General features: G+C 71.1%; 28 protein-coding genes and 1 pseudogene. 19 read left to right on the top strand and 10 right to left on the bottom strand.

Annotation, left to right across the window (positions count from 1 at the left end):
- Positions 1 to 246 precede the first annotated feature (246 nt).
- From ABH940_RS09080 to ABH940_RS09065, 4 genes are all read left to right on the top strand, one after another.
- Positions 247 to 780, top strand: a complete 534-nt coding sequence (locus tag ABH940_RS09080; protein WP_370072307.1) for a hypothetical protein — start codon at positions 247 to 249, stop codon at positions 778 to 780.
- 168 nt (positions 781 to 948) lie between these two features.
- Complete coding sequence (locus ABH940_RS09075; RefSeq protein WP_370072308.1) at positions 949 to 1,926, top strand: hypothetical protein; 978 nt, start codon at positions 949 to 951, stop codon at positions 1,924 to 1,926.
- 128 nt (positions 1,927 to 2,054) lie between these two features.
- Positions 2,055 to 2,501: a DUF6325 family protein gene (locus tag ABH940_RS09070; RefSeq protein WP_370105014.1), complete on the top strand. Its 447-nt coding sequence runs from the start codon at positions 2,055 to 2,057 to the stop codon at positions 2,499 to 2,501.
- 95 nt (positions 2,502 to 2,596) lie between these two features.
- A complete protein-coding gene (locus ABH940_RS09065) occupies positions 2,597 to 2,884 on the top strand; it encodes an SHOCT domain-containing protein (RefSeq protein ID WP_370072310.1) in 288 nt (95 codons plus the stop codon).
- A gap of 24 nt (positions 2,885 to 2,908) precedes the next feature.
- Here ABH940_RS09065 and ABH940_RS09060 read toward each other — a convergent pair whose 3' ends face one another.
- The 3 genes and pseudogenes from ABH940_RS09060 to ABH940_RS09050 all read right to left on the bottom strand — a co-directional run bounded on the left by ABH940_RS09060 (position 2,909) and on the right by ABH940_RS09050 (position 4,715).
- On the bottom strand, positions 2,909 to 3,631 hold the full coding sequence (locus ABH940_RS09060; protein WP_370105013.1) for a rhomboid-like protein: 723 nt from the start codon (positions 3,629 to 3,631) through the stop codon (positions 2,909 to 2,911).
- 17 nt (positions 3,632 to 3,648) lie between these two features.
- Positions 3,649 to 4,167: pseudogene (locus tag ABH940_RS09055) on the bottom strand (glycoside hydrolase family 15 protein); the annotation flags it as partial.
- An 83-nt stretch (positions 4,168 to 4,250) separates the two neighbouring features.
- Positions 4,251 to 4,715 carry an SHOCT domain-containing protein gene (locus ABH940_RS09050; RefSeq protein ID WP_370072312.1) on the bottom strand — a complete coding sequence of 155 codons (465 nt, stop codon included), beginning with the start codon at positions 4,713 to 4,715 and terminating at the stop codon, positions 4,251 to 4,253.
- Positions 4,716 to 4,982: 267 nt separating this feature from the next.
- On the opposite strand from ABH940_RS09050, the gene ABH940_RS09045 reads away from it, so the two are divergent.
- Both ABH940_RS09045 and hypB read left to right on the top strand, forming a co-directional pair.
- A complete protein-coding gene (locus ABH940_RS09045) occupies positions 4,983 to 5,180 on the top strand; it encodes a hypothetical protein (RefSeq protein WP_370105012.1) in 198 nt (65 codons plus the stop codon).
- 4 nt (positions 5,181 to 5,184) lie between these two features.
- The gene (gene hypB / locus ABH940_RS09040) at positions 5,185 to 6,006 is read left to right on the top strand and encodes a hydrogenase nickel incorporation protein HypB (protein ID WP_370072315.1); all 822 of its coding nucleotides are present in this window, start codon (positions 5,185 to 5,187) and stop codon (positions 6,004 to 6,006) included.
- A 46-nt stretch (positions 6,007 to 6,052) separates the two neighbouring features.
- On the opposite strand, the gene ABH940_RS09035 is transcribed toward hypB, so the two are convergent.
- The gene (locus ABH940_RS09035; protein ID WP_370072316.1) at positions 6,053 to 6,574 is read right to left on the bottom strand and encodes a hypothetical protein; all 522 of its coding nucleotides are present in this window, start codon (positions 6,572 to 6,574) and stop codon (positions 6,053 to 6,055) included.
- A 617-nt stretch (positions 6,575 to 7,191) separates the two neighbouring features.
- Here ABH940_RS09035 and ABH940_RS09030 point away from each other — a divergent pair.
- From ABH940_RS09030 to ABH940_RS09020, 3 genes are all read left to right on the top strand, one after another.
- Positions 7,192 to 8,109 carry a S1C family serine protease gene (locus ABH940_RS09030; protein WP_370105011.1) on the top strand — a complete coding sequence of 306 codons (918 nt, stop codon included), beginning with the start codon at positions 7,192 to 7,194 and terminating at the stop codon, positions 8,107 to 8,109.
- Positions 8,110 to 8,263: 154 nt separating this feature from the next.
- Positions 8,264 to 9,055: a ferritin-like domain-containing protein gene (locus ABH940_RS09025; protein WP_370072318.1), complete on the top strand. Its 792-nt coding sequence runs from the start codon at positions 8,264 to 8,266 to the stop codon at positions 9,053 to 9,055.
- Between the two features lie 148 nt (positions 9,056 to 9,203).
- Entirely contained in the window at positions 9,204 to 10,025 is an 822-nt protein-coding gene (locus ABH940_RS09020; RefSeq protein ID WP_370072319.1) for an N-acetylmuramoyl-L-alanine amidase, read from the top strand.
- An 11-nt stretch (positions 10,026 to 10,036) separates the two neighbouring features.
- On the opposite strand, the gene ABH940_RS09015 is transcribed toward ABH940_RS09020, so the two are convergent.
- Both ABH940_RS09015 and ABH940_RS09010 read right to left on the bottom strand, forming a co-directional pair.
- Entirely contained in the window at positions 10,037 to 11,137 is a 1,101-nt protein-coding gene (locus tag ABH940_RS09015) for a TIGR03617 family F420-dependent LLM class oxidoreductase (RefSeq protein ID WP_370105010.1), read from the bottom strand.
- 98 nt (positions 11,138 to 11,235) lie between these two features.
- The gene (locus tag ABH940_RS09010; RefSeq protein ID WP_370072321.1) at positions 11,236 to 12,282 is read right to left on the bottom strand and encodes a sphingomyelin phosphodiesterase; all 1,047 of its coding nucleotides are present in this window, start codon (positions 12,280 to 12,282) and stop codon (positions 11,236 to 11,238) included.
- Positions 12,283 to 12,666: 384 nt separating this feature from the next.
- On the opposite strand from ABH940_RS09010, the gene ABH940_RS09005 reads away from it, so the two are divergent.
- Both ABH940_RS09005 and ABH940_RS09000 read left to right on the top strand, forming a co-directional pair.
- Positions 12,667 to 14,577, top strand: coding sequence for an alkaline phosphatase family protein (locus tag ABH940_RS09005; RefSeq protein ID WP_370105009.1), 1,911 nt, complete (start codon positions 12,667 to 12,669; stop codon positions 14,575 to 14,577).
- A gap of 208 nt (positions 14,578 to 14,785) precedes the next feature.
- Positions 14,786 to 16,273, top strand: coding sequence for a hypothetical protein (locus tag ABH940_RS09000; protein ID WP_370105008.1), 1,488 nt, complete (start codon positions 14,786 to 14,788; stop codon positions 16,271 to 16,273).
- An 87-nt stretch (positions 16,274 to 16,360) separates the two neighbouring features.
- On the opposite strand, the gene ABH940_RS08995 is transcribed toward ABH940_RS09000, so the two are convergent.
- The 3 genes from ABH940_RS08995 to ABH940_RS08985 all read right to left on the bottom strand — a co-directional run bounded on the left by ABH940_RS08995 (position 16,361) and on the right by ABH940_RS08985 (position 17,811).
- The gene (locus ABH940_RS08995; RefSeq protein ID WP_370072324.1) at positions 16,361 to 16,927 is read right to left on the bottom strand and encodes a DUF421 domain-containing protein; all 567 of its coding nucleotides are present in this window, start codon (positions 16,925 to 16,927) and stop codon (positions 16,361 to 16,363) included.
- A gap of 72 nt (positions 16,928 to 16,999) precedes the next feature.
- Positions 17,000 to 17,515: a histidine kinase gene (locus tag ABH940_RS08990; protein WP_370072325.1), complete on the bottom strand. Its 516-nt coding sequence runs from the start codon at positions 17,513 to 17,515 to the stop codon at positions 17,000 to 17,002.
- Entirely contained in the window at positions 17,512 to 17,811 is a 300-nt protein-coding gene (locus ABH940_RS08985; protein ID WP_370105007.1) for a hypothetical protein, read from the bottom strand. Before ABH940_RS08985 ends, ABH940_RS08990 begins: the two co-directional genes overlap by 4 nt.
- Positions 17,812 to 18,007: 196 nt before the next feature.
- On the opposite strand from ABH940_RS08985, the gene ABH940_RS08980 reads away from it, so the two are divergent.
- The 3 genes from ABH940_RS08980 (at position 18,008) to ABH940_RS08970 (ending at position 20,050) form a co-directional block, all read left to right on the top strand.
- The gene (locus ABH940_RS08980) at positions 18,008 to 18,223 is read left to right on the top strand and encodes a hypothetical protein (protein WP_370072327.1); all 216 of its coding nucleotides are present in this window, start codon (positions 18,008 to 18,010) and stop codon (positions 18,221 to 18,223) included.
- A 103-nt stretch (positions 18,224 to 18,326) separates the two neighbouring features.
- On the top strand, positions 18,327 to 18,689 hold the full coding sequence (locus ABH940_RS08975) for a YciI family protein (protein WP_370072328.1): 363 nt from the start codon (positions 18,327 to 18,329) through the stop codon (positions 18,687 to 18,689).
- Positions 18,689 to 20,050 (top strand): RNA polymerase sigma factor, encoded by a 1,362-nt coding sequence (locus ABH940_RS08970; RefSeq protein ID WP_370105006.1) that lies wholly within the window; start codon positions 18,689 to 18,691, stop codon positions 20,048 to 20,050. The genes ABH940_RS08975 and ABH940_RS08970 overlap by 1 nt, the downstream gene beginning before the upstream one ends.
- On the opposite strand, the gene ABH940_RS08965 is transcribed toward ABH940_RS08970, so the two are convergent.
- Positions 19,951 to 21,654 (bottom strand): MDR family MFS transporter, encoded by a 1,704-nt coding sequence (locus tag ABH940_RS08965; RefSeq protein ID WP_370105005.1) that lies wholly within the window; start codon positions 21,652 to 21,654, stop codon positions 19,951 to 19,953. The genes ABH940_RS08970 and ABH940_RS08965 overlap by 100 nt on opposite strands.
- A gap of 208 nt (positions 21,655 to 21,862) precedes the next feature.
- Here ABH940_RS08965 and ABH940_RS08960 point away from each other — a divergent pair, with 208 nt between their 5' ends.
- From ABH940_RS08960 to ABH940_RS08940, 5 genes are all read left to right on the top strand, one after another.
- Entirely contained in the window at positions 21,863 to 22,264 is a 402-nt protein-coding gene (locus tag ABH940_RS08960; RefSeq protein WP_370072331.1) for a hypothetical protein, read from the top strand.
- Between the two features lie 14 nt (positions 22,265 to 22,278).
- Positions 22,279 to 22,911, top strand: a complete 633-nt coding sequence (locus ABH940_RS08955; protein WP_370072332.1) for a phosphoribosyltransferase — start codon at positions 22,279 to 22,281, stop codon at positions 22,909 to 22,911.
- Positions 22,912 to 23,079: 168 nt separating this feature from the next.
- Positions 23,080 to 25,182, top strand: coding sequence for a transglycosylase domain-containing protein (locus tag ABH940_RS08950; protein ID WP_370105004.1), 2,103 nt, complete (start codon positions 23,080 to 23,082; stop codon positions 25,180 to 25,182).
- Between the two features lie 115 nt (positions 25,183 to 25,297).
- Positions 25,298 to 25,807 (top strand): peptide-methionine (S)-S-oxide reductase MsrA, encoded by a 510-nt coding sequence (gene msrA, locus ABH940_RS08945; RefSeq protein WP_370072334.1) that lies wholly within the window; start codon positions 25,298 to 25,300, stop codon positions 25,805 to 25,807.
- An 85-nt stretch (positions 25,808 to 25,892) separates the two neighbouring features.
- Entirely contained in the window at positions 25,893 to 26,915 is a 1,023-nt protein-coding gene (locus ABH940_RS08940) for a magnesium transporter CorA family protein (RefSeq protein WP_370072335.1), read from the top strand.
- The last annotated feature ends 29 nt before the right edge of the window (positions 26,916 to 26,944 follow it).

Raw genomic sequence — 26,944 nt, 5'->3', positions numbered from 1 at the left:
GAAACGGTCTGCTCGTCAACGTAGGGATTGCGGTCGGTCCACGTATCCCCCGGGGAGGGTGACCTGCCGGAGCGGACGCAATCGACAAACCGCCCTGGGGCCAGGAGAGCAGGCCGTAGCCACTGACCGGTTCGCCTGGTTCGGGTGAGTCGGCGGCCGGCGGACACGGGGCAGCATGGGCGGCGACGGGCCAGGCGTGATCGGCTCGTCGGTGGAGCGCCGGAAGTCGTTGGAACAGGAGCACTTGTGACCGTCTCCGGACCGTCCCAGAACCTCTCGCCCGGCCCGTCGGGGGCCTCACCGCGTGGCCTCGTCGCCGGCCGGACGGACTACGCCGGCGCGGTCTACGGCTCGCTGCTGGCAGCGTCGGTCATCGCAGCCTCCGACGTGCACGCGGAGCACCCCCGGCTCTCGCTGATCGTGCTGCTGATCGTCACCGGGGTCGTCTTCTGGATGGCGCATGTCTACGCCCACCTGGCCGGGGAGCGGGAGGGCGGGCGGACGGTCGGCTGGCGCGAGGTGCGCCACGTCGGACGACATGAGTGGCCCATCGTCGAGGCTGCGGTCCTTCCGGCCCTGGCGGTGCTGGTCAGTCCCTTGCCTGGGGCGAGTGACAACGCCTGGCTGGCGATCGGGGTCGCTGTCGGTCAGCTGGTCTTCTGGACGGCTCTCGGGGCACAGCGGGCCGGGGCGTCGAAGAAGCAGACGGCCGCGGAGGCCGCGGTCAGCCTGACCCTGGGACTGATCATCGTGGGGGCCAAGGTTGTCGTGGGCCACTGAATCACCCCGGCCGAGTACTGCGGCCGGGCCCGGATCCGGTGGACGGTGAGGTGGAGGGCGGGTCGGGCGCCGGTGCGGGACGCAGCGACGGCGCAGTTCCCGACGGGCCGGGCGTTGCTCGTGCGGGCAGGACGAGCAGCGGGCGCGTAGGGCCCAAGGAGGCGGGCGATGGCCGAGGCACCACCTGCCCGTTCCGACGACCCCGCCGAGGACAGGGCACGATCGCTGCTGGCGCGGATCCGGCGAGAGCCGGCGCGCATCCCGGAGGAGCTGGCCCTGTTCGCTGTGCGGGAGATGGGCCCGCGGGCTCACGTGAGCGTGGAGCAGTTGCGGCGTCGTCTGCCGGACGCCGACGCGGAGCGCCTCCGCGAGCAGGTGATCACTCGCGGAGTACGGGCGTCGGTGGCCGAGGGTGCCTTCGTCGGTGGGCCGTTCCTTGCCTGGATCCCGGTGGCGTTCTGTCGGGCCCTGCTCGCCCAGGCCCAGTGGCTGCTCGGGCTGGCCTGTCTGGCCGGGAGCGATCCCCGGGCGCCTGGGCGTGCGGCCGAACTGCTGGTGCTGCAAGGGGTCCACCCCGACGCAGGGTCCGCCGCCGCGGCGCTGGCCGGCACCGCCGCAAACGGGGCTTCCGCCGCGGGCCGGAGCGGGCGGCCCGCGGGACTGTGGCACGTGACCATGCGGATGGCGAGCATCCTGGGCCTGCGCCAAGTCGGCGCGGCCCAAGCGTCGACCTCGTGGTTGCGGCGTGCGGGTCAGTGGCTGCTTCTCGGCGCTGTCGTGGTCGTCGGGATCGTCGCTCCGCTGGTGTGGTTGCCGTACATGGCCATCTCCTACCGGCGCGCGGGCCGTGCGATGGCCGAGCGGGCGAGCGCGTTCTACTTCGGCGGGAAGGCGGCGCCGCGGAGCGAGGCGGAGGCCACGGCCCGGACGGACCCCGGCTTGCTGGCGGCGGTCGTGCGTGCCGTGGCCTCGGTTCTGCTCGTCGTGGCCCTGGTGCTGCTGGTTCTCCTGACAGGGGCCCGACTGGCCGATCAGCAGTGGCCGCTGCTGGGGCTCGTACTGGCGGGCTCCTCCATCGCAGTCGGCGCGGGGTGGCAGCTGCGCCGCCGGGCGCGCGACCGCCGAGCTGAGAGGAGCGACCCCTGACCGCTTCCTGCGCAGCGCGTTCACTCACCCGGCGCAGGTGATTCGCGCCCGCGACGGTGTCCATAGTGTCTGAATTGCGTTCGGCCCCGTTGCGCCGCGCGACAACTGCTGTGCGAAGGGAGCGTGGCATGGCTCAGGATGAGTTGACTGAGAGCGGACCCGTCGACTACCTGGTGGTCGAGTTCCCAGGCAACCGGATGACGGGGGAGGGACTGCCGTTGCTGATCGACCTGGTGGATCGCGGGATCATCCGGATCCTGGACTTCGCGTTCGTGCGCAAGGACGCCGACGGGACCGTCACGGCCATGGAGCTCGCCGACTTCGACGGGGACGGAACGCTGGACCTGGCTGTCTTCGAAGGGGTCTCCTCCGGACTGCTGCGCGCGGATGACCTCAGCGAGGCGGCGGCGGTGTTGGAGCCCGGGAACTCCGCCGGTGTCCTCATCTACGAGAACACCTGGGCAGGTCCGTTCGCCGCGGCGCTGCGCAGGGGCGGTGCCCAGGTGGTCGCCAGTGGCCGGGTGCCGGTGCAGGACCTGCTGCGTTCGCTGGACGAACTGGAGGCGCTGGGCTAGCGCGTAGCGCAGGACGCGCGGGACACAGCTGGTGCCGAGACTTCCCTCCGCGCTTGGATTCTCCAAGACCGGATTCTCTCCGAGAGGAACCTGACATGCCTGGACTGCTGCGCGGGGTCGCGCGCACCGCCGTCGTCGCGGGCACGGCCACGGCCGTGTCCAACCGCGTCTCCCGCCGCCAGGCGGGCCGTTGGGCTGAACAGGAAGCCCCTGCACCCGCACCGGCCGCACCTCCGTCCCCGCCGGCCGCACCCCCACCGGCGGCGGCCTCGACCACGGACCAAAAGATCTCCCAGTTGCAGCGGTTGGGGCAGCTCAGGGAGCAAGGGGTGCTCACTGAGGAGGAGTTCGCCGCTCAGAAGCAGATCGTCCTCGCCGACTGAGCCCCGGGTCGCGGGTCGCGCCACCTACTGTTTGCCTGCGGCCTGACGGTGAGGCCACTTCGAAAAGGTCCTCCGCCCGGCGCGGAGCGCCTCCGCCGGGTCCCACGGCTCGCCGCGTCCGCGCGTCAGCGGGTAGCAGGCGAAGCCGATCAGCGCGGCGCTGAAGTGGCCGACGCTGGTGAAGTCGCGGCTCCGGATCAGGTCCAGGCCGTAGAAGAGGACGACGCCCGCCGCATAGACGTACCGCCACGGCTTGGCGATCCGGTACGTCAACACCGCCTCCACGCCCGCAAGGGCATAGCTGACGCCGTAGTCGAGCGTGTAGCGGGCCTGCTCGGGGGCGTAGCCGTGCTGGATGCTCCAATACAGGACGCCCTCGCTGATGTACGTCGCGCCGACGTGTGCGATCGCGGCGACGCAGAGCCAGCGCAGCGTGCCCAGCCAGCGTTCGGCCGGGACGTGGAAGATGTTGTAGAGGACCAGGTAGGAGAACCACCCGCTGCCCGAGATCCACAGCGCGCTGGTGATCAGCACCCGGACCGGGGACTTCTCCAGGTAGTGGATGTTGGTGGAGCGCCGCTCCAGGATCCGGTCTGCGGCCGCCGGAGCGACGTGGCGGATGATCAGCGTCGTCACGAAGAGGATGGCCAGCCAGACGAACGTCCCCGGCGCGCGGCGGACGTAGGCCCAGACCGCACGCGCGGCACGGGCCATCGACCTACCGGCGGCACTCCCACGCGTCTCCATGGACGAGCCCCCTTCCGCTACCGCGGCCGCTCGTCGTGGTCCAGCTCCTCGTCCAGCGACATGGCCGCGTCGATCAGCGCCAGGTGCGTGAACGCCTGCGGGAAGTTGCCGAGTTGCTCACCCGTCGGGCCGATCTCCTCGGCGAACAGACCGACGTGGTTGGCGTAGGTGAGCATCTTCTCGAAGGCGTACCGGGCTTCCTCGAGCCGACCGGCGCGGGCGAGGGCGTTGACGTAGAGGAAGCTGCACAGCGAGAAGGTTCCCTCGCTGCCCCGCAGGCCGTCGGGGGAGGCCTCCGGGTTGTAGCGGTAGACGAGGCTGTCGGAGACGACTTCCTCGCCCATCGCGTCGAGCCTCGCCAGCCACCGGGGGTCGCGGGGGGAGACGAAGCCGCTCAGCGGCATCAGCAGCAGCGAGGCGTCCAGCACGGTGCTGCCGTAGGTCTGGACGAAGGCCTGACGCTCCTCGTTCCAGCCGTGCTCCGTCACCTGGCGCAGGATCGCGTCACGGGTCGCGGTCCAGCGCGGCAGGTCGCCGACGAGGCCGTGGTCGGCGATCGGGGGGTACCGGCGCATGGGGCGTTCCTCCGTGGCGTGCTGGACGGTGGACCGGACAGGCCCTAGTTCAGCAGCTTCTCCTTGGCCCGCTGGAACTCCTCGTCCGTCAGCGCACCGCTGTTCTTGAGGTCCACGAGCTTGGCCAGGTCGTCGACGTGACCGGACGACGCGCCGGCGCTCGCGGCCGTGGCACCGCCCGTACCCGTCGCGCCTGCCGCGCCGCCCGCGCCCGCCGCGCCGGAGGGCGCGGCGGCCTCGCGGATGTACTGCTTGAACGCCGCGTCCGCCTTTTGTGCCTGCTCCGCGTCGCGTTGGCCCATCGACCTGCCGCGCGCGATCACGTAGACCAGGATGCCGAGGAAGGGCAGCACGATCACGAAGATGATCCAGCCCGCCTTGCCCCAGCCGCTCATGTCGTGGCTGCGGAAGATGTCGGTCAGGACCTTGAACAGCAGGAAGAACCAGAGGATCCAGAGGAAGAACTCCAGCATGGTCCAGAACACGTTCAACAGCGGATAGTTGGACACGACGTCTCCTGACTCCTGGCCTCCCCGTGCGGGTGACGCACGATCAACAGACCTACCGCCACTCCTCCGCTCCCGCATGTGCACAGGGCCGAACGGGTGTACCCGCACCGCCGGCGCTGTGGTCGTGCCTCCGTGCGTACGTCCGAACGGTGGACATACGGGCGAGCGGTGCGGCGTGGCGGGCGCGGAGTGCGGTGCGACGGTCCTGTACTAGGGCGACCGCAGGGGCCGCGACCGGGATTGGGCGGATTGCAGCAGGTGCACGAGTTGCAGGAATTGCAGGAGCCGCAGGAGTTGCAGAGGACGCCGGAGATGCCCGCCGCGCGGGACCTGATGGGTGGCGCCGGGTGGCCGTCGCTCCAGGACGACGGGCACACCTGCGGACCCCTGTGCGAGCAGGAGCTGGACATCGCTCAGGTCCACTGGACCGAGCTGCGGTTCGCCGCGGGGCTCGGGGAGGCCTGACGCCGTGTGCCGGGTCACCCGGCCGGCGCAGCCCGTCTTCGCCAAGTACGACGTCCGCGCGGACCGGCTCCGCAGCGACCTCGCGGCGCGGGGGACGACGCTGGTCAACCTCTTCTCCGGCCCGCGCAGCGGCAGCACCGCCCTCCTGGGGGCGCTTCTCGCCCGCGCGCGGCAGCGTGACCTCCCGGTCGCCGCCTTCGCTGCGGCGAGGCAGGCCACCCAACTGGAGTACCGGGCAGCGGCGGAGCCGCCGGTCAAGCGGCTGCTGACGGACGGCCTCTGCCACCTCGAACCCGCCATGCTCGACGCGCACCTGCGTGACTGGCCGCCGTGCCCCAACCGGCTGCTGCTCGTCGAGAACGCGGGCGAACCGACCTGCCCCGCGCCCTACGCGCTCGGCGAGTCGCTGCGCGTGGCGCTGACCTCGGTGACCGAGGGGGAGCACCGGCCGCTCCGCTCCCCGCTCGGCTTCGGCCTCGCCCACGCGGTGGTGGTGACCCGGAACGACCTCGCCGAGGCGGTCGACTTCGACCGCGGTGCCTTCCTCGCCGCGATCCACCGGGTCAACCCGGGCGTGCCGGTCGTCTTCACTTCCGCCCACTCCGGCCAGGGCATCGACGGCCTCCTCGACCTGACCCTCTCCGTCGCCGACGGCGCCCCGCCCCACCGACCGGTGCTGACCGTCCCCGGTCCCCGGGTGAGTTACTTCCGCCCGGACGACTGCGCGCACGCGTACGCGCACGCGTATGCCGACGAGCTGGAGCGCTCACCGGCCCATGCTCACGGTCACGACGAGGACGCCGGGTCGGCGTCGCCTCGTTACTGAGGCGACGTCAATCCGGCGTCGAGGACTGGTGGACGGAGCGCCCCGGTCACGCCACCTGGGCCAGCTGGGCGCGGCGGGAGGTCGAGGTGAGCCGGTGGCCGCGGATCCGCAGGACCAGCATCCGGGAGACCACCTCGCCGAGGGCCATGAGCACCAGCGCCGCGACCCAGGCCTGCGGGGTGATCGAGTGCTGGACGCTGAACCGGCCGATAGACGGGCCCATGCCGTGCGTGGAGGCGAAGGCGAAGGCCATCCGCAGGCCGATGCCGACGACCCAGAGCGCGGCTGCGACGACTCCGGCCCGGGCGAACGGCACGCCGTCCTTGCCGAGGTTGAGCCGGGTGGTCGCCGCCGCGCCGATGCCCAGCGCCACGCCGAGCCCGGCCAGGCCGCCGATCAGCACCAGGTCGTTCCCGGCGGTCGGGATGGAGTGCAGGTAGCTGAAGCCGACACCGACCGTGATGGCCAGCGGCAGCACGAGATTGACCAGGTCGAGCCGGGATCCGCGGATCTGCCGGACGACAAGGAGGACCAGTACGGCGTTGAGGAGGTAGTCGGTGAGGCTCATGTCCTTCAGCCTGCCGAGTGACGCGCCCGCCGTGATCGGCTCCGGGGTGGAGCGCCGGGTGGACCTCGGGTGGAGACCGGCGTGTGCCGCAGGTGGAGCGGCAGGTGGAGCGGGGTGGAGGCGTGTACCGTCGGATCATGCTCCGTCGGTTCAGGAGCGCGAAAGTGCGGGGGGCGACCCCCGCCCAGTCGGGGGTCGCCTGCGTTCGCGAGCCGGGGGGAGCCGTGAACGCATAAGGATCATGTCATCGCGGACAGTGTTTGTCCATGGACTGTCAAAAGCTTGACTCTGTGTTCATGCGATTCGCGCGTTCATGAGACTCGCGCGTTTATGAAAATCCGGCTCCTACCTTCCTGACGAGCGTGCCGGGCCCGCCAACGGGGCACGGGTCAGGACAAGGGGGCGCCGAGTACGGAGGAGGCGCCATGCGGTGGAATGCGGCAGGGGTCGTGAGCTGCGCGGTCGCGGTCGTCCTGGGAGTTACGGGATGCTCGCTGTCGATGTCCCCGGCGAGCTCCTCGTCTTCGTCATCGTCTTCGTCCTCGGCGTCCGCGGGCTCATCGGTCCCGCCGTGGTCGGCATCCACGCCGTCGTCGACAGCGATCTCCATATCCCGGGTGGACGCCGGCATGGTCGACCTGCTCAGCCAGCAGGACCTGGCCGGAACGGCCGCTGCCGGGACGGGCATTGTGCTGACCTCGAACGGCGAGGTGCTCACCAACAACCACGTGATCACCGGATCCACCTCGCTGAGCGGGGTCGACATAGGCAACGGCCGCACCTACACGGCCTCGGTGATCGGCTACGACCGCACCCACGACCTCGCGCTCGTCCAACTCCACGGTGCCTCAGGCCTGCAGACCCTCCAGCTCGACCCGGCCGCCAAGGTCGCCGTCGGCGACGCGGTCACCGCCCTCGGCAACGCGGGCGGTAAGGGCGGCACTCCGGCCGTCGCCACCGGCTCGGTGACCGCGGTCGACCAACAGATCATCGCCAGCGACGAGGGCAGCGGCAGCTCCGAGCAGCTCAACGGCCTGATCCAGGTGGACGCGCCGATCCAGGCCGGCGACTCCGGCGGGCCGCTGCTCGACGCGTCCGGGCAGGTGATCGGCATCGACACCGCCGCCAGCGTCAGCTACCAGTTCCAGACCGGGCCCGCCGAGGGCTTCGCCATCCCGGCGGTGCAGGCGCAGACGACGGCCGCGGCGATCGCCGCCGGGCAGTCGTCCGGCACCGTCCACATCGGCCCGACGGCCTGGCTCGGCGTCGGTGTGGGCGCGGCCAACGCGTCCGTGGCCGGGACCAGCGGCGCGGAGATCCTCCAGGTGGTCCCGGGATCACCGGCCGACGGGCTGGGCCTGGCGCCCGGCGACATCATCACCTCGCTCGACGGGAAGCAGGTCGCCGACCCGACCGCACTCACCCGGATGCTCGACCTGCACCACCCGGGCGACTCGGTCACCCTCGGCTGGACCGACGCCAACGGTCACGCGCAGTCCTCCCCGCTCCGGCTGGGCAGCGGCCCGGAGGGCTGAGCCACAGGACCGGTCACAGCAGGTCATGGCGGCAATGACCTGGTGCGTCATCCTGCCGCGCCGACTCACCCGTGCGGTGGCGCTCCGGTTGCCGGGGCCGAGGGGGCGGGCGAGCCTGGGGCGAAGACTCGAGCGTCCGGACGAGGTGAGGGATGTGCTGTCCGCCAAGGGCGTGTTCCAGGAGATCCTGGACGACGACGAAGCGTTCCGGCTCTTCTGCTCGATCGCCGCGAGCGGCGAGGCGCAGGGCGGGTGGGAGAACGGCCGGATCGCCGCGCTGCTGCCGGACGGCATGGGATACCTGACGCCGCGCGTCGCCCGCCACGGGGCCGACGAGGACAAGCACGGCCGGATCTTCAACGCCCTGATGCGCAAGCGGGGGTTGACGCCCGTGCCGGTCCCTCCGGAGACCGACTACACCATGCTGTTGGAGCGGGCGGGCATCGGCCTCTCCCACCAGAAGCTGTCCGGCGAACAGCCGTTGGACGAGCGGGACGTGGTCGCCTACCTCGCGCACAGCCGGGTGACCGAGCAGCGGGCCTCCGAGCAGATGCAGCTGCTGGTCCGGTACTTCGGCGAGGACCCGGACATCGGCCGCGCGGTCCGGATGATCTGCCAGGACGAGGACAACCACCTCGCCTACTGCCACGAGGAACTGCTGCGGCTCGCCGCGACGGGCCGTGGACGCCAGATCAAGGACCTGCTGGACGGCGCCGCCGAGGTGGAGATCCGCGTCTACCGCGACGTCAGCCGCGAGGTGATGGCCCGGATGGCCGAGATCCTGCGCTGGCCCAGGGCCAAGACGACGGCGATCACGGCCGGGATCCAGGGCGTCTACGCCTTCGAGCGGGTCGGCGGCTGGTACCGGATGGTCAGCCTGCACATGCCCGAGCGGCGCGGCGCCCTGGACGGCCCGGCCGCGGCGGTGGCGGCCGAGTTCGGCTGACCCGTCGTCGGACACGGGGAGGCGCGCTGCTCGGTTCGGGTGGACCGGGGTGGCGCGCTGGTGCGTCGTGCCGTGGCAACGCGCGTCCCCGTGCTCCGCTGGAGGCGCGGCGAGCGGTGGTGGCCCGCCCGGAGCGGAGGGCGACGGCATGCGGGCACGGCGTTGGATGTGGCAGTACCCGACGGCGGCGGCGCTGGCCCTGTGCGCGCTGCTGACCGGCGGCGCGGGAACGTCGGGAGCGCGTATGGCGGCTGACGTCGGACTCCCGCTGGCGGGTCGGACCGTCGTCGTCGACCCCGGGCACAACCCGGGCAACCCGGCCCACCTGGCCGAGATCAACCAACTCGTCGACGTGGGCAACGGCCGCAAGGCCTGCAACACCACCGGCACCGCGACCGACGGCGGTTACCCCGAGTCCGCCTTCACCCTGGACGTCGCCCGGCGGGTCCGCGCGCTGCTCAGCGCGGAGGGCGCCCGCGTCGTGCTCACCCAGGACGGCGACCGGCCGTGGGGGCCGTGTGTCGACGAGCGCGCCGCGATCGGCAACCGCGAGCAGGCGGACGCGGTCGTCGCCATCCACGCCGACGGCGCGCGGCCCGACGGCTACGGCTTCCACATCATCCTGCCCGCCCTCGTCGTCGCGGGCGCGGCGGACACCAGCACCATCGTCGGTCCCTCCCGGGAGCTGGGGCTCGCCCTGCGCGCGGCCTTCGCCCAGGCCACCGGCGAGCCGTACTCCAGCTACCTCGGCCACGGCACCGCGCTGGTCACCCGCAGCGACCTCGGCGGGCTCAACCTGTCGCGCGTCCCGGCGGTCTTCATCGAGTGCGCCAACATGCGCAACACGGCCGACGCCGCCCGCGTCACGTCCCCGGCGTGGCGGGAGTCGGCGGCCCTGGGCATCGCCACGGGCATGACGGCGTTTCTGACCGATGCCACGGCGAACGTGGAGACGGCGCAGTGGCGTTGACTGACTGAGCGTCAGTTTCCCCTGCCCTCGAGCCGGCGCAACGCCGTGAGGGTGTCGAGGGAGAGGGACGGGTCGGCCTCGTCGGGGGAGTGGACGGAGAGCCGGGTGACTGTGCCCGCGTAGCGGCGGTGGATCTCCTCGGCCGCCTCGGCCGGGGTTCCGGCGACCGCGAAGGCGTCGAAGACCTCGTCGCCGATCAGCGCGCCCATCTCCTGCCAGCGCCCGCGCACCGACAACGGGTGCAGCTGGTCCTGGAGTTCGCCCCAGCCGTGTCGCTCCAGGACCGCGCGGTAGGCGGGCGTGGAGGCGTAGAACGCGATCCGCTCGCGCACCCGGGTGCGGTTGGCGGCCAGCTCCTCCCCGGTGCGGCCGATCGCGGCGAGCACGTTGCCGACCACCTCGAACGGTCGGTCCGTCGCCGTCGCTGCCGTCGTCCAGGCGGCGCCCTCGGCCTCCGCCTGGGCGCGGGCGGCGAGGACACCGGGCAGGACGTGCTCGGTGAGGTAGGGGACGGTGGTGAACGGGTGGCTGATGAAGCCGTCCGCGACCGCGCCCGCCGTGGCCGTCATCAACGGACCGACGCCGGCCAGCAGGATCCGCGGCAGACCGGCGGCGACCGGTTCGGGGGAGAAGACCGGCGTCATCAGCGTGTGGGTGTAGAAGTCGCCGCGGAAGGCCAGCCGGGTGCCGTGCTGCCAGCTGTTCCAGATCGCCCGCACGGCGTGGACGTACTCCCGCATCCGCGCGGCAGGCTGACTCCACGTCATCCCGAAGCGGCGCTCGATGTGCGGCTTGATCTGCGAACCGAGTCCCACCACCGCCCGTCCGCCGGAGGCCTCGTGCAGGCCCCAGGCCTCGTAGGCGAGCGTCATCGGGGTGCGGGCGAAGGCGATGGCGACGCCGGTGGCCAGCTCGATGGACCGGGTCCGGTCGGCGGCGCGGGCGAGTTGGACGAAGGGGTTGTGCGCGGTCTCCGCGACCACGAGCCGGTCGACGCCCGCCGCCTCCGCGCGCTCGGCGTCGGCCAGGATGCTGCCCGGCCGCCCGGAGGCGGTCGCGTCCAGCAGCAGCGGTGCGGCGGCGTCAGTGGGATGGGCGGCGCGGTCTGTCATACGGCCGGATCCTAGGGTTCCGTGTTGTCGACGGCCAAAACGGACGCCCCGTCCGGTCGCGGGCAGGCACGATCGGACGGGGCTCCGGGCTGGGAGGGCTACGGCAGGGAGAAGGTGGCGGTCACCGGGTAGTGGTCGCTCGGCGCGTTGGTGTCGAGCTGGCCGCTGGTCCAGCCGGACTGCGGGTCGAAGGCGATGCCGACGGTCGGCAGCGAGGTCGGCACCGGGCGGCTGCCGTCGTTCAGGTAGCCGATGTAGTCCAGGTCGTCCTGGTAGTTGGTCGGGAAGGACTCCACCCCGCCCATGTACTGGCACCACGACGAGACCGGGCAGTCCATGGTGTACATGGACTGGCTCGGGTCCAGGGCCGGGCTGCCCAGGACGCCGCCGACGGCGTTCTGCGCGTTGGTGTAGTCGCCGCGCGACGCACCGCCGTAGTACTCGACGTTGAGGTCACCGCCGATCAGCACCGGCGCGGACGTGCCGACGATGCCGTTGACCCAGCTCTTGATCTCGCCGAGCTGCGCCAGTCGGGTCGACTGGGTGGTGTTGGTCGAGGTGCCGGACTGGTCGGCCTGCAGGTGCGTGCCGACGACCCACTCGTTGGAGCCGTTGACGTTCAGCTCGACCAGGTCGGCGCCCTTGTTGGCGTCGTAGTCCCAGGTGCCGGAGGTCGAGTTGGAGAAGATGTGCGCGTACTGCTTCTCGACCGGGTACTTGGACAGGATCATCGTCCCGCCGTTGATGACGAACGGGGAGTTCGAGCAGTCCCCGCTGATGCCCGTCCAGCCGCCGCCGGAGCAGGTCTCGCCGACGACCGGGGTCGCGTACGGGTAGAGGTCCTTGAGGGCGGACGGGATCTCGCCGTCGGAGGTGTTGTTGAACGCCTCGTCGAGGATGACCACGTCGGCGTCGTGCGTGCGGATGATCGACTCGACGGTCGGGGTGCGGCCGGCGGCGTTCTCGTTCTCCACCGAGTCGACGACCGCGGTGCCCAGGTCGACGTTCCAGGCGAAGACGGAGAGCTGGGTGGGCGCGGCGGTGGCCGCGGTGGCCGCCTGGGTCGGGGCGACGACGGCGCCGGTGAGCGCAAGCGCGGCGACGAGGGGGTACGCGGATCGGCGCGCGAAGAGGGGGTGACGCACGAGGGCTCCTGGGGTTCGGACGGTCCGTGCCTGCGGGGCACGGCATTGCCATCGGGTGCACTTGTCCGGACAAGCTCGAAAGCGGTGTTGAGCGTAGGAGCGCGCAGAACGAAGCGCAATACTCGCGGGTAGCCTGCTGGAGAACAATCAACGTCCGTTTGTATCTGCGGTTTTGATCCGGCCGAGCGGCCTTTTGCTGAGCTCCCGGCAAAGCCGCTGGTGTGCGGTGAGTCTGTGTCAGAGCTGTGGATCGGCCGACGACGTGCGCGCTACTCGCCGGTCAGTTCTGGTGTGGGCCAATGATCCGAATGTTTCGCGTGACGACGGATGCCCGTTACCCGAAGGCAGCCGGAAACCTCGCCGAAGACCTTCAGGATCGGCAACATGTCTGAACAACTTCGCGGATTCGGTAAGCGCCACTCGTTGGCTGCTGCCGCAGCGCTCTCCCTCGCGCTCGTCGCCGCCGGTGGCTACCAGGCCTCCGCCCTCCCCGCCGTCGCCGGCGCCACCGTCTCGGCTCCCACGCTCAGCGAGACCACGACCGGCCCGGTCTACAAGGGACAGGCCGTCAACTTCTCCTACTCGGTGCCCGCCTCGGACCTGAGCTCGACCAACTGGGTCGGCCTCTACCCGGCCGGCGCGACGCCCGGCACCCAGGGCTCGACCACCTGGCAGTACACCCCGGCCGCCAGCGGCAGCGTCACCTTCGACACCTACGGGCTCGCTGCGGGCGCCTATCAGGTCTACCTCTTCTCGAACAACGGCTACACCGTGCTGGCCGGGCCGCTCGCGCTCAACGTCGGCGCCCCGCCCACCCCGCAGCCCACGCCGGAGCCGCCCGCGCCGAACGTCGGGACCGGCCCGAACCTGATCGTCAACGGTGACGCCGAGCAGGGCGCGGGAACCGATGTCGGTGTCGACACCAACACCGTCCCTGGCTGGCAGGTCACCGGCCTGCTCAACTCCGTCGCCTACGGCGCGGAGGGCGGCGAGGGCATCACCGACTTCCCCACCGCGACCACGCCGGGGCCGAGGAACCGCGGCCACAACGTCTTCTCGGGCGGTGGCGGCGGTGTCAGTACCGGCACCCAGACCGCCGACGTCTCGGCCGCGGCCCACCGCATCGACGGCGGCGACGTCAGCTACAACCTGACCGGCTACCTGGGCGGTTCGGGCGCGGTCAGCGACGACTCGACGGTCACCAGCTACTTCCTCGACGCCCACGGCAAGGTCCTGGGCCAGGCCGCTCTCGGCCCGGTCACCGCGAGCATGCGCGGCTACGCCACCGAGCTGCTGCCCGAGCAGGCCGTCGGCAAGCTGCCGCGCGGCACCCGCGCGATCCGCACGGTGATGACCGTCACCGGCCCGCAGCCGCACGACCGTCTCGGCCACGCCCAGGGCTACGTCGACAACCTCGCCCTGCACCTCTCCGCCCCGGTCCCGGCCCCGCACCCGGCCACCCCGCCGGTCGCGCACGTTCCCGGCTACGACCACGTCTTCGTGGTCATGATGGAGAACCAGGACTACAGCGGCATCATCGGCAACACCTCCGCCGCGCCGTTCATCAACAGCCTGGTCCCCAAGGGCGCCAACCTGACGAACGCCGTCGCCGAGACCCACCCCAGCGACCCCAACTACGTGGCGCTGGCAGGCGGCAGCCTCTTCGACGTCAACAACAACACGCCGTTCACCAGCACGGTGAACGCGCCGAACATCGGCGACCTGGTCACCAAGGCCGGTGGCAGCTGGCGCGGTTACATGGAGAACGCCGCCGGCCCCTGCGACACCACGGCCCACGGCGCGTACACCATCGACGACCTGCCGTTCTACTTCTTCAAGGACGTCAAGGACAACCCGGCCAACTGCAAGTCCCACCTGCTGCCGCTGACGCAGCTGTCGACGGACCTGCAGAAGACCAGCACCACCCCGACCTTCTCCTGGCTCAGCGCTGACGACTGCGACGACATGGAGGGCTGCGGCGTCACCGCCGGCGACACCTGGCTGAAGAACACCCTCACGCCGATCTTCAACTCGCCCGCCTGGAAGACCCAGCGCTCGCTCCTCATCCTCACCTGGGACGAGGACGCGGCCGACGGCCAGCAGCAGCTCCAGCGCATCCCGACCCTGGTCCTCGGCTCGCAGGGCGTCCGCCCGGGCTCGACCAGCGACCTGCGCTACACGCACTACAGCATGCTGCGCACCGTCGAGGCCGCGCTCCACCTGCCGAGCCTGACCAGGAACGACCTCTACGCCCAGCCCATCACCGGCATCTGGGACCCCGCCCGACGCGGCTGACCCGTACGTGTCCTGTCGCCGGCCCCGATCCCGTTCACGGTTCGGGGCCGGTGCGTTCTGCGGATGTCTTGCGTTCTTCGACCGGTCGCCCGACCATGCCATGGCGTTTGGCCACGCCTGTCACCATCCGTGCTCGACCTCCCCGGAAGCACCTCGCACAGTCCCGTGCACACCCGAACACTTCCGACAACGGAACGAGGACACTCGCATGACGCGACGAACGCCGCACAAGGCCGCCCTGGTCGCAGCAGCCGCGACCGGGCTGGTCCTGTCGCTCACCGCCGCCGTGCCCGCCGCCTCGGCACGCCCGGCCGTACCCGCGGACCGGGCTGTGCCGGTCACGCCGCCTGCCGGGGCGATCGACCACGTGCTGGTGATCGACCTGGAGAACGAGAGCTACGGCCAGACCTTCGGGCCGGGCTCGCCCGCGACCTACCTCAACGGCACGCTGGTGCCGCAGGGCGAACTGCTGCCCGACTACTACGCGGTGGGCCACGTCAGCCTGGACAACTACCTCGCCCAGGTCTCCGGCCAGGCGCCCAACCAGGTCACCAGCAGCGACTGCACCACCGCCACCGGCGGGGCCTACGACGATGTGCTGCCCGGCACGCCCGACGCCAACCAGGTGCGCTACCCCGGCCAGGCGGACGGGCAGGGCTGCGTCTACCCGGCGGACGTGCAGACCATCGGCGGCCAGCTCCAGGCCGCCAGGGACCTGCCCGGGATCCCGACCGCCGTCGACTGGCGCGAGTACGCGGGTGACATGGGCAACGACCCCGCCCGCGACGGCGGCACCCCCGACCCGAGCGGCGGCACCGACTGCGCCCACCCGACGCAGGCGAACGGCGTCGGGACGGACGACACCGAGAACGCCGAAGGCCCCAACGCGACCGGCTCGCAGGTGAAGTCGAGCACCACCGACCAGTACGTGGACCGGCACAACCCGTTCGCCTTCTTCCACTCGGTCACCGACGACGCGTCCTCCTGCGGTCAGCACGTCGTCCCGCTCGGCGCCGCGACGGCGCGGACGGGCGGCGGCTACCGCTACCAGGGCCACCTGGCCCAGGACCTGGCGAGCCCGTTCACCACGCCGCGGTTCGCCATGGTCAGCCCGAACGTCTGCGACGACGGCCACGACGCGACCTGTGCGGGCGTCAACACGGCGGGCACCACGACCGGCGGCCTGGTGGGCGCGGACGCGTTCCTCAAGGCGTGGATGCCGCTGATCCTCGACTCGCCTGCGTACAAGGACGGCTCGATGCTGGTGATGATCACGTTCGACGAGGGCTCGGTGGCCGACGTCGCCGCGGGCGACCACGAGCAGCCGGGCCCCGGCAGCGCCAACCCCGGCTACTCGCCGCTGCTGAACACGCCGATCGCGTCGCTCGGCGGCAAGACCTACTACCAGCTGCTCGGATTCACCGGCCTGACGCCTGGTCAGGAGCCGTCCGCCGGAACGATGCCCGGTGGCGGACAGGTCGGCGCGGTGCTGCTGAACCCGTTCTGGATCAAGGCCGGCAGCACGGACACCACCGGCAGCTACAACCACTACTCGGCGCTGCGCACCTTCGAGGACCTGCTCGGCCTGCGCACCGGCGGCGCGGACGGTCGGGGCCACCTCGGCTTCGCGGCCACGGCCTCGGACTTCGGCCCGGACGTCTTCAACGGCGTGAGTGAGGCCGCAGCGCGACGCTGACGCTGACGGTCAGGCCGCGTGCCGTCTGCTGCGTGCCGCGTGCCCTGCGCCCATGCGGCGAGTGGCACGCGGTGCGGTGGCCTCCGCTCACTCCTCGCGGGCGGCGGGCAGGCGGGCTTCGATCCGGCGGAGCAGGGCGTCGAGCTCGGCGATGTCGTCCTTGTCGGCGACCTGGTCCCCCGGGCGGAGGCGGACCAGCACCGAGCCGCCCGGTTCCAGCACCACCAGCGCGGCCTCGTCGATGCCGTCGCCGCCCTGGGTGTGCACGGCGTGCTTGATGTCGCCCCGGGTGAGCCCCTGGCGCCGCATCGCATGCAGGTTGTAGCTGCCGTTACGGGCCAGCACGGTCGGTTCGCCCTCCAGCAGCCGGGCGAACCACGGCCAGCGCGCGCCCTGCCGGACCAGCAGCGCGTCGGTCACCAGCAGCACGGCCGCGCCGAAGACACCGCCGCTGACCGAGTTGTCGTTGCCGATGACCGCGTTCTGGACCACGTTCGACAGCAGCAGCATCACCACGAGGTCGAACGTGTTCAGCTGGGCGAGGCCGCGCTTGCCGAGCAGGCGCAGCATGACCAGCAGGGCCAGGTAGACGATGATCGTGCGCAGCGCCTTCTCGCCGTAGGAGACGCCCGCGACGAACATGTCGTTCCACATCCCGGCTACTGTAGGGAGTCAGCCGGTTGCGGGGAGTGCGCCACGCGGAGCCGGGGGCCCGGCCCGGGGCTCTCAGCTGCGCGACTGCGCGGCCGCCCGCAGCTTCTCCAGGTCGGCGGCCGCGTCGGAGGCCAGGACGCGGTGCAGTGCGGCCTGGTGGCGGGCCGCGATGGCGTCGACGGCGCGGGGGTCGGACTCGACCATCTCCGCCGTGACCAGGCAGTGTCCGGGGTCGACCCACGCGGTCAGGCCGATCAGCGCGTCGGTCTCGTCCTCGGCCTCGCGGCCGTCGGCGACGGCGCCCACACCGCTGCCCAGCGTCAGGCCGATCGCGACGCCCATCGGGCCGCCCAGCAGGCCGACCAGCGCGCCGACCGCGCCGAGGCCGAACATCGCGCCGCCCGCCTGCGGGTCGTAGTCCTTGGGCACGCTGATCCGGCCGTCCGCGTCGCGCTCCAGCAGCACCGCACGGGTGACGGTGGGCAGTTGGGTGATCTCGTCGAAGACGGCAGCGGCGGCCTCGGTGTCGGCGACGTCGAGGAAGAGCATCTTGTCGTCGTGGGCCATGTCGTCGGACATCTCGTTCACGACCGGTCACCCCCTTCCGTCGCGTCGCCGCTGTCGCCGCTGTCGCCGCTGTCGTCCGGGCCCTCCGGCCTTCGGGGCTGGTCCTGGGCGTCCCAGGCCTTGTTGTGCTCGTCGACCGACTCCAGCGCATGGCTGGCCGCCTCCGCGGTCGGGAACGGGCCGAGCAGGAACCGCTCCGGGCACTGGCGGCCCTGTTCGACGCGGTTGTGACGGAGGCACCAGTACCAGGGCTCGGGGGTGCCGAGCTGTTCCTCGTCCAGTTGCCTGTTGAGATTCTCGCCTGCGTCCCACGCCACGGGGCCCACCTCCGGGGGCTCGACAGACTCGTCCGCACCATCCTTTCGCGGGACGGGGGCCGGGCGCGCTCCGCGTGCGCCGAACGGGGCATACCGGGACACGGACCCCCGCGGGATGGACCGGTGCAGCGGACCGGGCCGATGATCTGAAATGCTGCCTCGACCTGGTTCCTTACGACATCGAATGGAGAGCTTCATGGAGCCGGACCGGCCCGAGACGCCCGAAGCCGACAACGCCGCGCAGCAGCAGCCTTCCGCCCCTGCTGCGCCGTTGTCGATGCTGGACGCGGTCGGACGCCTCAGCCCCGACCAGGCAGGCCTGATCGGCGTGCTGCTCGGTCTGCACCGCCTCAGCGACGACCCGCCGGAGAAGCCGGTGAAGCCGGTGAAGGGGGACGCGCCGGAGCTGTAGCGCCGCGTTCTTCGGCTCATCCTTGAAAAAAGAGTCGCTGCCGCTGTCGATCCCCGGGGTTCCCGTTCGTACAGAGGGTGAAGAGACTCCGGAGGAGGAGACCATGAAGCAGTATCTGCTCAGTGTGGTGACACCGACCGAGGGCACTCGGCCGGAGCCCGAGGTGCTGGCCGGGATCATGCGGGAACTGGAGGTGTTCCACGCGGAACTGCGCGCCGCGGGCGCGTGGGTCTTCGCGGGAGGCCTCCACGACCCGAGCACCGCGACCCTGCTGCGGCCCGAGCCGGCCAACGGTGACGTGCTGGTCACCGACGGCCCCTACGCCGAGGGCAAGGAGTACCTCGGCGGCATCTGCATCGTGAAGGCACCGGACCTGGACGCGGCGTTGGAGTGGGGCCGTAAGGCCGCCCGCGCGACGACGCTGCCGATCGAGGTGCGGCCGTTCACGGGCGAGGTCGACGGCTGATGGCCGACCCGGGTGAGGTGTCGGGGGTCGACGAGACCCCCGACGTCGCCGGGATCGAGCGGGTCTTCCGCAGCCACTACGGCAAGGCCGTCGCCGTCCTGGTCCGCGCCTTCGGCGACATCGACCTCGCCGAGGAGGCGGTCCAGGAGGCGTTCGCCGCGGCCGTTCAGCGGTGGCCCGTATCCGGGCCGCCGCCCAGCCCGGAGGGCTGGATCGTGACCACCGCCCGCAACCGCGCCGTCGACCGCCTACGCCGTGAGGCGGGACGCGACGCCCGGCACGCCGAGGCGCTGGCCCTCCACGGCGACGCCGACCCGGCACCGCAGGACCGGGAGGAGGAGAGTGCCGTGCCGGACGACCGACTGCGCCTGATCTTCACCTGCTGCCACCCGGCCCTCGCCGTCCCGTCCCAAGTCGCTTTGACGCTGCGCCTGTTGGGCGGACTCAGCACGGCCGAGACCGCGCGGGCGTTCCTGGTGCCGGAGCCGACCATGGCCCAGCGACTGGTCCGGGCCAAGGGCAAGATCCGCGACGCCCGCATCCCCTACCGCGTGCCGCGCGAGGCGGACCTGCCGGACCGGCTCCGCTCGGTGCTCGCGGTGCTCTACCTCGTCTTCAACGAGGGCTATGCCGCCACCGGCGGGGACGTGTTGGTGCGTCAGGACCTCTGCGCGGAGGCGATCCGGCTGGCCCGGCTGCTGGTCGCGCTGATGCCCGACGAGCCGGAGGCGCAGGGCCTGTTGGCGCTGATGCTGCTCACCGAGGCCCGTCGTCCGGCCCGGACCGCGCCGGACGGCTCGCTGGTGCTGCTGCCCGACCAGGACCGCTCCCGCTGGGACGCCGCCCTGGTGGCCGAGGGCCAGGAGCTCGTCCGTCGCTGCCTGCGCCGGAACACGCCCGGGCCCTATCAGGTCCAGGCGGCCATCGCCGCCGTCCACGGCGACGCGGCGGGCGCGCAGGACACCGACTGGGCGCAGATTGTCACCCTCTACGACCGCCTGCTGGACCTCGCGCCGAGCCCGGTGACCGCGCTCAACCGGGCCGTCGCGGTGGGGGAGCGGGAGGGAGCGGCGGTCGCGCTGCCGCTGGTGGACGCCGTCGCAGGGGAGTTGGACCGCCTCTACGTGCTCCATGCGGTCCGCGCGGACCTGCTGCGTCGCCTCGGTCGGCGGGAGGAGGCGCTCGCCGCCTACGAGTCCGCGCTGGCCCGCGCGGACAACGCGGCGACCTCCGCCTTCCTGCGGTCACGCCGCGACGCGCTTCAGGACCTCTCCGGGGGCTCGACGGGTTCGACGGGGTCCGTGGGCTCGACGGGGTCTGCGGGCGCGACCGGGTCCACCGAGTCCGCCGCCGAGACGTAGGCCTTTTCGCGCAGCGGGAGTTCCCTGAGGAACCAGCTCAGCACGAAGGCCAGCAGCCCGATCGGCACGGCGACCAGGAAGACCACGTGCAGCGAGGCGTCGAAGGCCTGGATGAACCCGTGCCGGATCGGCGCCGGCAGGGCGTTCAGCTGGGCGGGGCTGGCCGTCACCGTGCTGCCGTGGAGCTGCTGGACCGCCTGCGGCGGAAGGTACTTGGGCAGGTTGGCGGTCAACTGCCGGTTGAACACCTCACCCAGCGCGGCGACGCCGAACGAGCCGCCGATGGTGCGGAAGAAGGTCGTCGACGAGGTCGCCGTGCCCAACTGCTCGCGCGGGACCGCGTTCTGGACCGCGACGACCAGCACCTGCATCACCAGGCCGATGCCGAAGCCGACCACGAACATGTAGGCCGAGGACACTGCCAGGCTCGTCGTCGGCGTCATCAGCGAGAGCAGCCAGACGCCGAAGGACATGATCGCGGTGCCGATGATCGGGAAGACCTTGTAGCGCCCCCGGGAGGTGACCAGCCGACCGCTGGTGATGAAGGTGATCAGCATCCCCAGGATCAGCGGCAGCAGTTGGAGGCCGGAACTGGTGGGGCTGGCCGAGTGGACGGTCTGCAGGTAGAGCGGGATGTAGATGATGACGCCGAACATCGTCGCGCCGATCAGGAACCCGATCGCGTTGGCGATCGCGAAGACCGGCGTCCGGAAGAGGGCCAGCGGCAGGACGGGCTGCGCCGCGTGCCGCTCCACCAGCACGAAGAGCGCGAGCGACACGATCGTCGCCACGCCCAGACCCAGGATCGGCCCGGAGGTCCAGCCGTAGGTGGTGCCGCCCCAGGTGGTGAGCAGGATGACGGCTGTCGCCGCCGCGCCCAGCAGGGCCGCGCCCGCGTAGTCGATCCGCTGCCGGGTGCGGGTACGCGGCAGGTGCAGCACGGCGGCGATGACGAAGACAGCGACGGCGCCGAGCGGAATGTTGATGTAGAAGACCCAGCGCCAGCTCAGGTGCTCGGTGAAGAATCCGCCCGCCAGCGGGCCGATCACCGAGGAGGCGCCGAAGACCGCGCCGAAGTAGCCCATGTACCGGCCGCGTTCACGCGGGCTGACCACCTCGCCGATGATCGCCTGCGCACCCACGATCAGACCGCCCGCGCCCGCACCCTGGATCGCGCGGAAGGCGATCAGCTCGATCATGTTCTGGGAGATCCCGGACAGTGCCGAGCCGATCAGGAAGATCACGATCGCGGCCTGGAAAAGCTGCTTGCGCCCGAAGAGGTCGCCCAGCTTGCCCCAGAGCGGCGTGGAGATGGTCGACGTCAGCAGATACGCCGTCACCACCCAGGCCAGGTGGTTCAGTCCGTGCAGGTCGCCCGCGATGGTGGGCAGCGCGGTGGCGACGATGGTCTGGTCGAGGGCGGCCAGGAACATGCCCATCATCAGGGCCGAGATGATGATCAGGATCCTGCGGTGCTCGGCGCGCGGATCGGGCTCGCGGCGCCGCCCGTCGCGCCCGCCGCTTCCGCCCGAGTCGGTGCCGGTGCTTGCGACGGCGGATGTGCCTGAACCACCGCCCGGCCGGTCAGCTGTGTTCCCGGTCATGCCGCACCTCCTGGTGGCGGGGCCCGAGCGCTGTTGCCTCACCTTCAGGCTAGTTAGTTGCGTGTAACAGGTAAACCGCAGGGAATCGTGACGGGTACGGCGGAATGCCGCGGAATGCGGTGGAAGTGGAGGGATGAGTTTCGGTAAGCCGGTGGCGGGTAGCGCGGACAGTAGTGCCCGTGTGGGTTCCGGACAACGGAGCGTTCCCATGACTGCCACGACTGCCAAGCACCCTGAGCAGAGCGCCGAGGAGGAGGTCTGCGTCCAGTTCGCCGGATGCCGACCCGAGGATGCCGACGCGGTGATGACCGCGCTCGAAACGGCCTTCCCGCCCGAGGCCCACGCCGGCCACGCCCAGCACGGGGGCGCCGCCGCACCCGAGGAGAGCCGTCTCGGCCCGAACGTCTGGTCCCTGCTGCTGGACACCGGTGGACGCCACGGCGTCCACCTCGCCCCGCTCCACCTCGACGGTGAGGTCTCCGCAGACCTGATCGGCGCGGCCGAACCGGTGCACCGCGTCCGAGAGGCGCTGGAGGAGGCCGTCCACGTCCAGGACCGCGGCACGGTCCCCGGTGAGCACGAGCTGGAGCTGAGACTGCTGCTGACCTGAACGCCTCCTCGGTCATGCGCTTCCGCGACCGGATCGACGCGGGCAGACAGCTCGCCGAACGCCTGCTGGACCGCGGCGTGTCGGACCTGCCCGATCCGCTGCTGCTCGGCCTCGCCCGCGGCGGTGTGCCGGTCGCCGCGCGGGTCGGCGTCGCCCTGGACTGGCCGTGGGACGTGCTGGTCGTCCGCAAGATCGGCGCTCCGGGCTGGCCCGAGGTCGGCATCGGCGCGCTGGCGGGCGACGACCCGCCCCTCTTCGACCACGCCTCGCTGACCACTCTCGGCCTCACCCCGGACGAGCTCGCCCCCGACGTGGCCCGCGAGCGCGCGGAACTCCAGCGCAGGGCGCTTCGCTATCGGGGTGACCGGCCGACGCCCGTCATCCGCGACCGGGCAGTGGTCGTCGTGGACGACGGGCTTGCGACGGGGATCACCGCTCGCGCGGCGTGCACCTATCTGCGCGGAGCGAAGCCGGCACGGTTGCTGGTCGCCGTCCCGGTCGCGGCGCGGGAGGCGGTGGGCGCGGTGGGGCGCGTCTGCGACGAGGTGATCTGCGTCGAAGTCCCGCGCTTCTTCGGCGCGGTGGGGGAGTGGTACCAGGATTTCCACCAACTGACGGACGAGGACGTCCTGAGAGCGCTGCGTTAGTCGCACGACCTGGTGGTGCAACCGCGCGCGGCAGCACAGAGGAATTTCCTAAGTCATCCCTCTGCCTCCGCCCGCTCAGCGAACGCTCAGCAGGCTGTCGCAGAGTTGTGACGCTCGTGACCCCCAACTCGGCCCGAAGGCCCTGACCTCGCGCCTTAGGGTTGGCCCGTGGCAGCGAAGCGATCCCCCCTCTCCGGTAAGTCCCCGCGCGAGTCCCGCGGCCCGGGACACAAAGCTCTGCTCGGCGTTCAGCTCGTCGGCGCCTCCGCGCTCGCCGGCGCGGTCGTCGCGGGGATCGCGTTGCCCGCCGTCGGCGGGGTGGGGCTGTCGGCCAAGGCCGCTGCCAATGACTTCAACAACCTGCCCGGCAGCCTCGTCGTCCCGACGCTCTCGCAGGCGTCGACGATCTACGACGCCGACGGCGGCGTCATCGCCACCGTCTACTCGCGCGACCGGACGGTCGTCCCGCTCGGCCAGATCGCCCCGGAGATGCAGAACGCGCTGGTCGACATCGAGGACCACCGCTTCTACCAGCACGGTGCGATCGACCTCCAGGGCACGCTGCGCGCGCTGCTCAAGGACAGCAGCAGCGGCGGCGTCTCCCAGGGCGGGTCGACGCTGACCCAGCAGTACGTGAAGAACGTCTTCATCGAGGAGGCCGGCGACAGCGCGGCCGGAGTCGCCGCGGCGACGCGGCAGACCGCCGGGCGCAAGATCCAGGAGCTGAAGTACGCCATCGAGCTGGAGCAGAAGCTCAGCAAGGCGCAGATCCTGAACAACTATCTGAACATCACCTACTTCGGTGGCGGCGCTTACGGCGTCGAGGCCGCGTCGGAGCTGTACTTCAGCAAGCACGCGAGCCAGCTGACGCTGCCCGAGGCGGCCCTCCTCGCCGGTCTGGTGCAGTCGCCCTCCGCCTACGACCCGGTGCAGAACCCGGCGGCCGCGGTGACCCGCCGCAACGAGGTGCTGGACGCGATGGCCACCTACGGGAGCATCTCCACGGCCCAGGCGGTCCAGGCCAAGGCCCAGCCGCTGGGCCTGAAGGTGACCCCGCCGCGGACCGGCTGCATCGCCGCCAAGGCGGGCGACGAGTTCTTCTGCAACTACGTCGAGCACGTGCTGCTGGACGACCCCGCGTTCGGTGCGACGTCGGACGCCCGGCAGGCGCTGTTCGACCAGGGCGGACTGCAGATCCACACCACGCTCAACCCGCAGGACCAGGCCGCCGAAGAGCAGGCCATGCAGAGCCACATCTACTCCAGCGACAAGGCCGTCTCGGTCTCCAGCATGGTGCAGCCCGGCAGCGGGCAGATCCTGGCGATGGCGCAGAGCCGTCCCTTCGGCACCGGCACCAACCAGACCGAGATCAACTACAACGTCGACGCCCTGCACGGCGGCGGCGAGGGCTTCCAGACCGGATCGGTCTTCAAGGCCGTCACCGCGGCCACCGCGCTGTCGCAGGGCGTCCCGCTCAGTTACCCGATCAACTCGCCCGCCTCCGCGGACTATCCGGCAATGACGGACTGCAACGGAGTCGTCCACCCGGCCGTCCCCGGCGACCAGAACGACACCACCGTCCCGTACGGGAACATCGACATGGTCAAGGCCATGGCCGACTCCGTGAACACCTACTTCGTGCCGCTGGAGGCCCAGGCGGGTCTCTGCAACGTCGTGCACATGGCGCAGAGCCTCGGCCTCGGCAGCCAGGGCATGATGAACGCCTCCGGGACCGGCCTGGAGCCGCTCGCCCAGGCACAGTCGCTGACCCTCGGTGTCAACGACCTCACCCCGCTGCAGATCGCCAACGCGTACGCGGCCTTCGCCGCCAACGGGACGTACTGCAGCCCGACGGCGATCACGCAGGTGGTCGACTCCTCCGGCAAGAGCCTGACGGTGCCGTCGGGCAACTGCCACCAGGTGCTCACGCCCGCAGTGGCGCAGCAGGTCAACACGCTGCTCCACTCGGTCGTCTCCGACCAGGGCACCGGCGCGTCGGTCGCCATCCCGTACTCGGACGCGGGCAAGACCGGTACCACCAACAGCGAGGCTCAGGCCTGGTTCTCCGGGTACACCACGCAGATCTCGGACGCGACCGTGGTCACCAACCCGAACTACCCGCTGAACTCCCTCAACGGCGTGGACATCGGCGGCCACAGCTACGACCCGGCCTACGGCTTCGAGACCGCAGGCCCGATCTGGCACGACGCGATGATCTCGGCGATGACGGGCCTGCCGAACACCCCGCTGGGCTTCGCGCCCGGCAAGTAGCCCGAGGCGTCGTCGAGGCGTCGTCGCGAACTGCACCTGCCGGAAGCCCCGCGCGGCGGAATGATGACCATGTCCGCCGCGTTGGGCTGGGTGGAACGGATCGAAGGAGGAACTCGTGGTGGCGCAGACGGAGAAGGCAGTCCTGGCGGGCGGCTGTTTCTGGGGCATGCAGCAGCTGATCCGGCGGCAGCCGGGCGTGCTGACGACCAGGGTCGGCTACAGCGGAGGTGACGTGCCCAACGCCACCTACCGCAACCACGGCACCCACGCGGAGTCGATCGAGATCGTCTTCGACCCGACGGAGACCGACTACCGGGCGATCCTGGAGTTCTTCTTCCAGGTCCACGACCCGACGACCAAGAACCGCCAGGGCAACGACATCGGCGCCAGCTACCGCTCGGCGATCTTCTATCTGGACGACGAGCAGAAGCGGATCGCCGAGGACACCATCGCCGACGTGGACGCCTCCGGGCTCTGGCCGGGCAAGGTCGTCACCGAGGTGGCCCCGATCGGGCCGTTCTGGGAGGCCGAGCCGGAGCACCAGGACTACCTGGAGCGCTACCCCAACGGCTACACCTGCCACTTCCCGCGCCCGGGCTGGAAGCTGCCGCGCCGCGAGAGCTGAGCAGCCGCTGAGTTGCTTCTGACGACGACCCGGAGGCAGTAGGGCTGCCTCCGGGTCGCGTGTGTTCTGCCGCTATGGTGTCCCGATGCCCGACACCATCGCGCCTGCCAGCGCCACCGCCAACGTGACCTCCTCCGTGCGTACACGTCTCTACCGCGACGGGAAGCTCGCCCTCGAGAACTTCCCCGTCGCCGAGATATCGGACCACGTCGCCGAGGACGGTTCGGTGGTCTGGCTCGACCTGTGCGCGCCGTCCCCGGACGACTTCGCGATGCTCACGGAGGAGTTCGGCCTCCACGAGCTGGCCGTCGAGGACGCCCGGCACGAGCACCAGCGGCCCAAGCTGGACCGCTACCGGGACCACTGCTTCCTCTCCATGTACGCCGTCTGTGCCGCCCGGGACCACGAGGACCTGGTCATCCGCGAGCTGTCGGTCTTCGTGACCGCGAACGCGTTGATCACCGTCCGGCTCGACGACCGCTTCGACATGGACGACGTCGTCTCCCGCTGGGACGACGAGCCCGAGCTGGGCCAGCACGGTGTCGGCTTCCTGCTGCACGGGCTGCTCGACCACGTCGTGGACGGGCACTTCCGTGCTGTGCAGGACATGGACGACCGGATCGAGGAACTCGAGGAGATCCTCTTCGACGCCAACGCCAAGGAGACGCGCGACATCCAGCGCGCGTCCTTCGCGCTGCGCAAGAGCCTGGTGCGGCTGCGGCGGATGGCGCTGCCCATGCGCGAGATGGTGAACACCCTGATGCGCCGCGACCTGCACGTGGTGGCCGACCCGATGATGCCCTACTACCAGGACGTCTACGACCACGTGCTGCGCGTGACCGAGTGGACCGAGTCGCTGCGCGACATGGTCGGCTCGATCATGGAGACCAACCTGACGGTCCAGGGCAACCGAATGAACATGATCATGAAGAAGGTGACCAGCTGGGCGTCGATCGTCGCCGTCCCGACCGCGGTCACCGGCTTCTACGGCCAGAACGTCCCCTACCCGGGATTCGGCACCCAGTGGGGTTTCTGGGTCTCGACAGGCGTGACCATCGGCATCTCGGTCGCGCTCTACTTCGGCTTCAAGCGCCGCGACTGGATCTGATCCAGGGGATCCGAACCGGTCGTGGCGGG

It is taken from the genome of Streptacidiphilus sp. BW17 (genome assembly GCF_041262485.1).
Lineage (GTDB): Bacteria > Actinomycetota > Actinomycetes > Streptomycetales > Streptomycetaceae > Streptacidiphilus.
This window is presented reverse-complemented; position numbering and strand designations above follow the sequence as displayed.